General features: G+C 55.0%; 8 protein-coding genes. 3 read left to right on the top strand and 5 right to left on the bottom strand.

What is annotated here, in order from left to right; all coding sequences use genetic code 11:
• Positions 1-139: 139 nt before the first annotated feature.
• Positions 140-556: a YetF domain-containing protein gene (locus tag HYD27_RS31385; RefSeq protein ID WP_219221705.1), complete on the bottom strand. Its 417-nt coding sequence runs from the start codon at positions 554-556 to the stop codon at positions 140-142.
• A gap of 190 nt (positions 557-746) precedes the next feature.
• Here HYD27_RS31385 and HYD27_RS31380 point away from each other — a divergent pair, with 190 nt between their 5' ends.
• Positions 747-2,489, top strand: a complete 1,743-nt coding sequence (locus HYD27_RS31380) for a collagen-like domain-containing protein (protein ID WP_219221704.1) — start codon at positions 747-749, stop codon at positions 2,487-2,489.
• A gap of 194 nt (positions 2,490-2,683) precedes the next feature.
• Here HYD27_RS31380 and HYD27_RS31375 read toward each other — a convergent pair whose 3' ends face one another.
• Together HYD27_RS31375 and HYD27_RS31370 are read right to left on the bottom strand one after the other, a co-directional pair.
• Positions 2,684-3,190 (bottom strand): SRPBCC domain-containing protein, encoded by a 507-nt coding sequence (locus tag HYD27_RS31375; protein ID WP_219221703.1) that lies wholly within the window; start codon positions 3,188-3,190, stop codon positions 2,684-2,686.
• Positions 3,191-3,207: 17 nt separating this feature from the next.
• A complete protein-coding gene (locus HYD27_RS31370) occupies positions 3,208-3,375 on the bottom strand; it encodes a hypothetical protein (protein ID WP_219221702.1) in 168 nt (55 codons plus the stop codon).
• Positions 3,376-3,685: 310 nt separating this feature from the next.
• Between HYD27_RS31370 and HYD27_RS31365 the strand changes: the two genes are divergently transcribed.
• The gene (locus tag HYD27_RS31365; protein ID WP_309242159.1) at positions 3,686-4,165 is read left to right on the top strand and encodes a class I SAM-dependent methyltransferase; all 480 of its coding nucleotides are present in this window, start codon (positions 3,686-3,688) and stop codon (positions 4,163-4,165) included.
• Positions 4,166-4,304: 139 nt separating this feature from the next.
• On the opposite strand, the gene HYD27_RS32815 is transcribed toward HYD27_RS31365, so the two are convergent.
• On the bottom strand, positions 4,305-6,026 hold the full coding sequence (locus HYD27_RS32815) for an Imm51 family immunity protein (RefSeq protein WP_219221700.1): 1,722 nt from the start codon (positions 6,024-6,026) through the stop codon (positions 4,305-4,307).
• A gap of 218 nt (positions 6,027-6,244) precedes the next feature.
• The gene (locus tag HYD27_RS31355; RefSeq protein ID WP_219221699.1) at positions 6,245-6,703 is read right to left on the bottom strand and encodes an Lrp/AsnC family transcriptional regulator; all 459 of its coding nucleotides are present in this window, start codon (positions 6,701-6,703) and stop codon (positions 6,245-6,247) included.
• A 479-nt stretch (positions 6,704-7,182) separates the two neighbouring features.
• Here HYD27_RS31355 and HYD27_RS31350 point away from each other — a divergent pair, with 479 nt between their 5' ends.
• The gene (locus tag HYD27_RS31350) at positions 7,183-8,394 is read left to right on the top strand and encodes an MFS transporter (RefSeq protein ID WP_219221698.1); all 1,212 of its coding nucleotides are present in this window, start codon (positions 7,183-7,185) and stop codon (positions 8,392-8,394) included.
• The last annotated feature ends 211 nt before the right edge of the window (positions 8,395-8,605 follow it).

The following is an 8,605-nucleotide window of genomic DNA, read 5'->3' as shown; positions in this document are numbered from 1 at the left end:
CCCTGGAGTATACCGCGCCAGCCCTTGGCGGCTTTGGATTTCGTCCTGTTAAGGTGACTTATCCGACTGACACAGCCTCCAATCCAGTTCGTGTACCTTGGCCCGTGCTTTTGCCTCCGGCTTCCTTTCAGATTCCACCTCACGGTGGACACCCTTGCCCTTGGCTAACGGTAGGCGCTCGCCAGCCCCCGTTCGGGACTTTCACCCTAAAGATGACGCCCATGCTGGGCGTACGCACAAAAAACCCGGGAAAGCCTGTGCTTTTCCGGGTTTTAATATAGTCCGGCGGCTCCCGGGTCAGCCCGTGCCGTTTCAGATTGTCCTCGGTCACCGCACCATCCATAATCAGCTCCACGGGAAAAGCCTGCGATAGCAGCGGCAAACCCAAATCCTGCCGGTTGGCGAGGCGGAACGCATCCTTTTTGAGCATAAAGATTCTCCCACTGTCTTCAAGCAAGGCATACTCTGCCTCTTCGATAATAAAAACCCCTTCTCCCTCAGCGCTTGGACGTGATGAATCCAGGGTGCAGCAGATCTTGTTCCGGTTGGCTTCCATAATTTATCCGTTTCCGACCAGCACCGTGGGAGAGCCGGAGATCCGTCTGCGCATTTTGAGGGGAATTCTGTGCGCTGAAATGTTTCTTGGGAGAGCGGGTCATACGTCTACTCCATTCCGCAAATGTCCTCATACGCTATACAGAAGCCCGGTTGCGGCAAATTACATGACCTTTAGAAGGTGGGAAACCATGACGAAGTCGGAGACGGAAAGAATCCGAAAGCCGAAGCTGAAAAAAATGAGAAAAGAACATGTCAAGCATCCGCTCTATTTCAAATCCTATAGTAAAAGCAAGCATTTGAAGAGAATCCGGACCCTGCTGGATAAAAAAGGGACTCAACGCAAGCGGCACCGCAGCCCGAAATCCCCGCCGGGAGTTACCGCCTCTGCCGGGCAAACTGAAGTCATTAGCGTTGTGGGGTTAATGGGCAGCATTGGGCTGATGGGCGCGCAGGGCGCGACCGGGCCGATGGGACTCATGGGCAGCATCGGACTCATGGGCGCTACGGGCGCGACCGGACCGATGGGGCTGATGGGACCGATGGGGAACATGGGTGTCCAAGGTGCCACCGGCTTGGCCGGACTCATGGGCAGCATTGGGCTGATGGGCGGAACCGGCGCCACGGGCGCGACCGGGGCCATGGGCAGCATCGGACTCATGGGCAGCATCGGTGAGATGGGTGCTATGGGCGCGACCGGGGCCATGGGCAGCATCGGACTCATGGGCAGCATCGGTGAGATGGGTGCTATGGGCGCAACCGGGGCCATGGGCAGCATCGGGCTGATGGGCAGCATCGGTGAGATGGGTGCTATGGGCGCAACCGGGGCCATGGGCAGCATCGGGCTCATGGGCGAGATCGGCGCTATGGGCGCCACGGGTGCGACCGGGGCCATGGGCAGCATCGGGCTCATGGGCAGCATCGGCGCTATGGGTGCCACGGGCGCGACCGGGGCCATGGGCAGCATCGGGCTCATGGGCGAGATCGGCGCTATGGGCGCCACGGGCGCGACCGGGGCCATGGGCAGCATCGGGCTCATGGGCAGCATCGGCGCCATGGGCGCTACGGGTGCGACCGGAGCCATGGGCAGTATCGGGCTCATGGGCAGCATCGGGGTTACGGGGGCTACGGGCGCGACCGGCGCGATGGGCAGTATCGGGCTCATGGGCGAGATCGGCGCTACGGGCGCGATGGGCAGCATCGGGCTCATGGGCAGCATTGGTGAGATAGGAGCTACCGGGCTGATGGGCGCCATGGGATTAATGGGCCAGCAGGGAATTCCCGGACCTACAGGTGCTACGGGCGCCACTGGCGCTCAAGGAGCCATGGGCCTCATGGGAATTCCCGGTGCAGCGGGATTAACGGGGGCTACAGGCCCGGCAGGTGAAGCCGGACCGACCGGACCTGCCGGGCCTCCTGGAATGGCATCCCAGGCAGCAGGCAGCACGGCATTCATAGAAACCTTCAGGATCGGGGACATCAACGCGGTGGTTCCCTTCAACGCCAGCGGAGGCAATAACCAGGCCGTTGGGGCTCTTGCTTTTAGCGGGCAGCAGGGAACTATCAACAGACTTGCAGTCTATGTCACGCAATTAGGCTCAACCGGAACCTTTCAGATGGCCGTTCTGCTCCCTGCAAGTTCATCACAATCCACCGTTATCGGGATGACTGCAGTGGCAACCTCCTTAAATGCCGGAATCTTCATCCTCCCTTTAATGGAGCCTCTTACACTCTCGGGAGATGTTACGTATCAGCTTGCTGTCTATAATCAGGTTAACGGCTCCAACCTGGGTGGCCGAAGTACAGGCGTTTCCGGCCTCGTCGCTCCGCCGATCAATTTCAGGTCACAGAATCTCAGCGGATTCAGAATTGGCCAATCCGTTAACACCAGTGACGTCATTCTTCTGTCTCCTTGGATTGCCGCCTTGGCCTAAAAAAGACTTCAAGGCCTAAGCCTTGTGCCATTTCCGGTGCAGGGCTTAATGGAGTTGGCATGAATCCCCCCACGCCCGAGCTGCAACATTATTCAGCACAAAAAGAAACCATCCCGGCCAGCATTATAGCTTAATGGACAGTCTCTGGTTATCTTCATTATCTTCTTGCACTGATTGTCTGTAATAATAGTAACTTACTGTACCGACTGCAAATGCTCTTCTAGACGGTCCCAGGTCTCGGTAATCCCTTGCTCCATGCCCATATCCATAACCGTTTTGAGTGCTTCGGCGGAATCGTATTTTGAGCGGCTTACAAGCTTCGTCTTCCCTCCCTGGTCCTCGAAGAGCATAGTAACCAGAGTGGACGGCATGCCTTTGGCTTCGTTGCCTTCAGCATCTGAGAAATAATCGGTGTAGACGATTTTCTCCCCATCTGCGATTTCATGGTAGACCCCTTTGCCCCAGGACTCCATACCGTAGAAATCCCCCTGCTTCTCATCCACACATTTCATACAGTAATGCCAAACACCGCCCGGGCGAAAATCAGCAGTACAGACAGGAACCGTCCAGCCTCGAGGCCCCCACCACTGCTTCAGATGCTCAGCCTCGGAGAACACTTCGAATACAAGCTCACGCGGCGCATCGAACACACGCACAAGAATCAGTTCCCGGCCTTCTACTCTGGAAATCATGTTGGACATTCAAATCCCTCCTGTAATTAGCGTTCCTTGTATTCTCTGTTTTCGGATTGCAGTTGCCGCAAATAGTCTTCCAGATTGACGAAGCGTACATTCCAAATGCTGCGGTACGCTTCAAGCCGAGCATCCGGGGCCTGCAGCGGCTCCGTCCGCAGCCTAATGCCAACCTGCGCCGAAATCAAAAGCACTTCTACCTCTTATTCCACCCATTTACCCATCTTCGCCAAACTCAAAAGCATTTTTAACTCATCAATCGTTCAGAGAATTAGATTGCACAAAGTGGATGAGGGCTTCAGTTAAATTCATACTGCCCGTGCAGCAGATTTGATGATGCGGCCCGGGGAATTTATAATTACAGAAACGCTAAAACACTGTTCTATACAGGAAGGAAAGGATTGCATGCTCATTCTCCAAATCATGACATGGCTCCTCGCTCTCGCCGTTCTACTGTCAGCGATGTGGATCATATTAGACACCTGGCGGAACGGGATATCGCCGATGCCCTCATCAAGGGCGGTACGGCTGGCGGTTGCCGGGGAAGTGAACCGGGCTCCTGGCTACGGCACTATTGTGGAGGCCGGGTCCGGCTGGGGCACGCTGGGGCTGGATGTCATCCGCCATTGTCCGGGCAAAAGACTGACCGGGATTGAGAATTCCAGCATTCCTCTGTGGTCATCCCGGCTGCTGGCCGCCATTGCTGCCCGAATCTTGCCCTTCACCAGCGGCGGAGACCCGCTGCGAGGCAGGCTCCGTTTTATCCGGGGGGATATCTACCGCAGCTCATACGCCGATGCCGATATGGTTCTCTGTTATTTGTTCCCCGGCGCAATGGAGCAACTAGCGGCCAAGTTCAAACAGGAGCTGCCCCCGGGAGCGGTGGTGATCAGTATTTTCTTCGCCCTGCCGGGCATGCAGCCGGTCCGCACAGTGACCTGCAAAGATGCGCTGCGGACCAAGGTGTACGTCTATTCTTTTTAAAAGATACTGGAAAGGCAACGTCCCGGATGCTTTGCCCGTTATCTCTCCCAGTAGGTTCACGCGTTTGCCAACAGTGGAGAGGACTTTGCCGTTCCCGGAATGGGTAAATGAAAAGTACCGCACGGCCGCTGCGCAGTAATCAGTCCAGCACTGCCCGGGAGAACAGTTCACTAATCAGCATCTCATCCTCACAGGCCTTTTTGAATCCGGCGGCGAAGCTAAGGATAGCTTCTCTGTTGTCAGAATATGCGCAGAACATATCGGCCTCCGGGTCAAAATGGACAGTACCCGCCAGCTCCGGCATCTTCTCCTCCAGAAAAACGGCCGCCAGGGATGTCCAGTCATAGCCGTTGCCCTCAAAGCCCTCATCCGCCCTGGAGCTGAGCAGCTCTGCCCGGTATGAACCGGCGGCTAGAATGACTGACATGCCGCCGTGAGCCTGCTCTACCAGGATAAAAGGCTCAACGCCGCCAGCAGTAAGATCAGGTATCTTCATATTTTGCAGCTTGTGCAGCAGCAGGTCTGCCGCCTGTTCCGTGAAGCGGAGCGCACCGTCATGCTCAACAATCATTCCCTGCCGGATTCGTTCATCCAGCCAATCGGAGATGAACGAAGGGGCGTAGCCGCCTGTTCCAAATTCACCTCCGAATGCGATCATTTTTGAATACGCCTCCAGGTATTCCGTACGGCTCGTATCCGGGCAGGCTTTGGTGTAGAGCCAGAACTGCACATCATACAACAGGACGGAGCGTTCATCGGCATGTAAAGAAAAATGCCCTTTTTCTTCAACAATTGCCGTGCAGATTGTACGGATTATCCCCTCGATATCATCAAGCTCCGTGACCTTGCTGCACAGCTCTGCAAGCAGGGGAGAAAATGCTCCATGGGATACCTTACGGAGATCCTCCGCTTGATCTGCCTCGGACGTATCGAAGACCTCCTCATTCACCAGCCCGCGTACAAAGCTCTCGAAGTCTTTGGCCAGAAACGTGATTTCGTAGTCCGCCTCCTGATCCACGTGGATCACCGCCGGCTCGCCGTCCCTGCCGCAGGCCCGGTAGTCCAGCATAATCACATCATGCCCGGCGGACGGACAGTCACCGAACACCACACCAATATCCGGATAGCCCCACTCTTCAATCATGAATGGACTGCCCAGTTCTCCGCAGAGCGAATAGCTTTTGCCCCGGCCGATTCCCATAATCCCGGTGATTGCCACATGGTCCTCTGCCCAAGAGGTCGCTTCCTCTGCGCGAAAACAGGTGCTCCGGGGCACCCCTCCGTTATGCCGCTTCATCATCCCGATATAAAATGCCGGCAGCTTGTATCCAAGCTCCTCCTCGATTGAAGCAATCAATTCATCCGTAGGCGGCTCCGATACATATGAATCCAAGGCATAGTCACTGTCCTCCCAGAAGCTGCCGAAGTCAAACGGTTCAGCAGTGCTTCCTGCTGCAGTCCCAGCGCTGGATTGTGCCGCAGCAAAACGCCGTTCCTCCCGCTGCTGCCTCGCCGCTGCATTCCGGCTGTAGCCCAGCAGCTGCATGATATCCTCATCTCCGGGCTCCAGCTCATCCGCAAGCCCGAACTCGCGGACCGCTTCCTCATATTGCTTCAGATAGTAATAGGCATACCCCGCCCGATAGTGCCAGATTGCGTCCTGCTTCCCTTGCTCCGCAATGCTTAGCAGCTGTTCCAGCGCCTCGCTGTATCGGTCCAGATTATTCAGCGCCCGGCCCAGCTGGCCTATAAGCACGTAATCTCTTTCCGGTTCAGGAATGTCCATGATGCGGTCTGCGATTTGGGCATATTCGCCCTCTTCATGCCACGCTGCGAGCTGCTCCAACAGATTCTTTTCCACTATGTATAAGCCTCCTCAAGCATTTAATATCTACTTCCCCGCTGAGGGCAGAGGCTAAACATCCCCCAGCCATGCTTGTCCAGGGTCATATGTTATTACTGCTCATGGCCCAGTTTCCGGGCATTCCGTTCCTTTTGAATCCGGGGCCTTACGGTCAACCTGATTCCTTCCTGAATTCTCTTGTGCAAACTGGATTCGGAAGGCATACACTTTATTGTCTATTCAAGCAGGTTTACCCCTGCTGCTTCCAGCGAAGGAATAAAGTATTTATGGTCAATAGGCGATGACATCACAATTAGAATCGTATAGTTCCCGTATTTATCGCATTCATTACCGAACTGCTCCAGCGCTTGTGTGGAATCGGTCATTACTTTTAACAGGTAATTGTGCTCTCCACTGATCCTGTAGCATTCAACGACCTCAGGAGAGGAATGGCAGAAATCCATGAAGGCATTGCATTCTCTGGAGTGGAACAGCATATAGGCGGCGGCATGCTTCCCGATTTTTTCAGGAGAAATAATGGTCCGATAGCCGCAGATCACCCCGCTTTCCTCCAAACGCCTAACCCTTTCCGTCACTGCCGGTTGTGATAAACCCACACATTTCCCTAGTTCCGTCATGGACATTCTCGCCTGGCTTTGAAGATGAAACAGAATTTGCTTATCTGTACGATCCATTCCATTCAACTCCTTTAATTTCAAGGGAATTTATGCAGATCCCCTCGTTTTCAACTGCCAAACAGCCATTATAGCTTTGTTTCCTTATGTAAGCAGGATAACTAATTTTATATAATATAACTACTTTCTGCAATTGCTGAAAACCATGCATAAAGGAGGGCGCTTCGCTGCCAGAGTCCTGGTTCACGGAATGATACCTGTCAGACCGGTGATTTGTTTTCCTGGACAGAGGGGCTTTGGCCTGGGGATTATGGTGCTTAAGAGGACCCAGTTTCCGCAGACAATGGAAAATCGATTGGGCTAATGGCTCATAGGCCGCACCCATAATCATCCGTGGTTTGTCCATTCCGAGCAGCAGCGTGATGGCTTTCACCAATACCGTGCTGAAGGGAATGCCGGGATCGTTAGCGGTTGAGCTCTGCATTGCTGTCTACGGCAAATTGAGCAAATAAATTATATCACTGGAGAGGTGTATCGAAATGAACAGCAATACTACAGCTTCTTCCTCACCGCAAGTGCAGGTGCCCAGCGCTCCCGCTTCCGGACGTCTTCCCTGGGCTGCATTGCTTGCCGTCGCTATGGCAGGTTTCATCTGTGTTCTTACCGAGACTGTTCCCGCCGGGCTACTGCTGCAGATCAGCCCGGGGCTGGGAGTGACGGAGGCCATGGCAGGTCAGCTTGTTACCTTATACGCGCTAGGCTCACTGCTTGCAGCGATTCCGCTGACCGCCGTAACGCGCGGTTGGCGGCGGAAACCTCTGCTGCTGCTGTGCATCCTTGGTTTTCTTGTCTTCAATACCGTTACCGCGTTTTCTTCCAGTTATACGCTAACGCTGTCAGCGCGCTTCTTCGCAGGCGTAGCTGCAGGTGTCCTATGGGGAATGTCCGCAGGCTATGCCCGGCGCATGGTGCCGGAGCCGCTGAAGGGACGTGCCATGGCCGTTGCAATGGTCGGTACACCTCTTGCTCTTGCACTCGGCGTTCCTGCCGGAACCTTTTTCGGTGACCTTGCCGGCTGGCGCAATGTCTTCAGCATCCTGTCACTGCTTGCTCTGCTGCTGGCCGGCTGGGTTCTGTGGAAGCTGCCTGATTACCCGGGAGAAGCCGCAGGCAATCGTCTCCCTCTCCATAAAGTATTCGCCACGCCTGGAGTACGCCCCGTATTATTTGTCGTGCTGGCCTGGGTACTGGCACACAATATTCTCTATACCTACATTGCACCTTATCTTAATCAGACGGGACTTGCCGGACATGTGAACTTAGTGCTGCTTATTTTTGGAATTGCAGCGCTTGTTGGCATCTGGCTGATTGGCGTCTGGATCGACCGCCATCTGCGGTCGCTGGTTCTGATCAGCCTGGCAGCGTTTGCTGTGGCATCTGTTGCATTAGGCATAGGCAGCCAGCCTGGTATAATCTTCATTGTGGCCGCTGTATGGGGGCTGACGTTCGGGGGAGCTGCAACCTTGCTGCAGACTGCAATTGCCGTAGCAGGGGGTGAGAGTGCTGACGTGGCTCAGTCGATGTTGGTGACAGCTTGGAACCTGGCGATCAGCGGCGGCGGTGTAATCGGCGGTATTCTTCTCGAAACAACGGGAGTCCGCTCTTTTCCTTGGGCGTTGTTTGCTCTGTTGAGTCTTGCATTTCTGGCAGCTTGGCGCAGCAAAGCGCACGGATTTCCTTCCGGAGGGTGAAAATAAGCAGAAAAGGGGCAGCTCAGAAGGAGGGTAACCCTTAGTAGAGTCTCCTGAGCACCCTGTTCAGCATTCGGGCGTGGAATTAACGGCATTTCTGCCGTTATTCTCCCCGGTTCACGGGACCGGACCTCCTTTAACGGCATTTCTGCCGTTATTCTCCCCGGTTCACGGGACCGGACCTCCTTTAACGGCATTTCTGCCGTTATTC

The organism is Paenibacillus sp. S150, assembly GCF_019352175.1.
Classification (GTDB): Bacteria; Bacillota; Bacilli; order Paenibacillales; family Paenibacillaceae; genus Paenibacillus_AQ.
The sequence above is the reverse complement of the archived record's forward strand: the minus strand, read 5'-3'. Positions and strand labels throughout refer to the sequence as shown.

Bases quoted from the DNA above. Each gene is read 5' to 3' on its own strand.
- HYD27_RS31385 (WP_219221705.1), bottom strand. From the start codon at position 556: ATGGAAGCCAACCGGAACAAGATCTGCTGCACCCTGGATTCATCACGT.
- HYD27_RS31380 (WP_219221704.1), top strand. From the start codon at position 747: ATGACGAAGTCGGAGACGGAAAGAATCCGAAAGCCGAAGCTGAAAAAA.
- HYD27_RS31375 (WP_219221703.1), bottom strand. From the start codon at position 3,190: ATGTCCAACATGATTTCCAGAGTAGAAGGCCGGGAACTGATTCTTGTG.
- HYD27_RS31365 (WP_309242159.1), top strand. From the start codon at position 3,686: ATGCCCTCATCAAGGGCGGTACGGCTGGCGGTTGCCGGGGAAGTGAAC.
- HYD27_RS31355 (WP_219221699.1), bottom strand. From the start codon at position 6,703: ATGGATCGTACAGATAAGCAAATTCTGTTTCATCTTCAAAGCCAGGCG.
- HYD27_RS31350 (WP_219221698.1), top strand. From the start codon at position 7,183: ATGAACAGCAATACTACAGCTTCTTCCTCACCGCAAGTGCAGGTGCCC.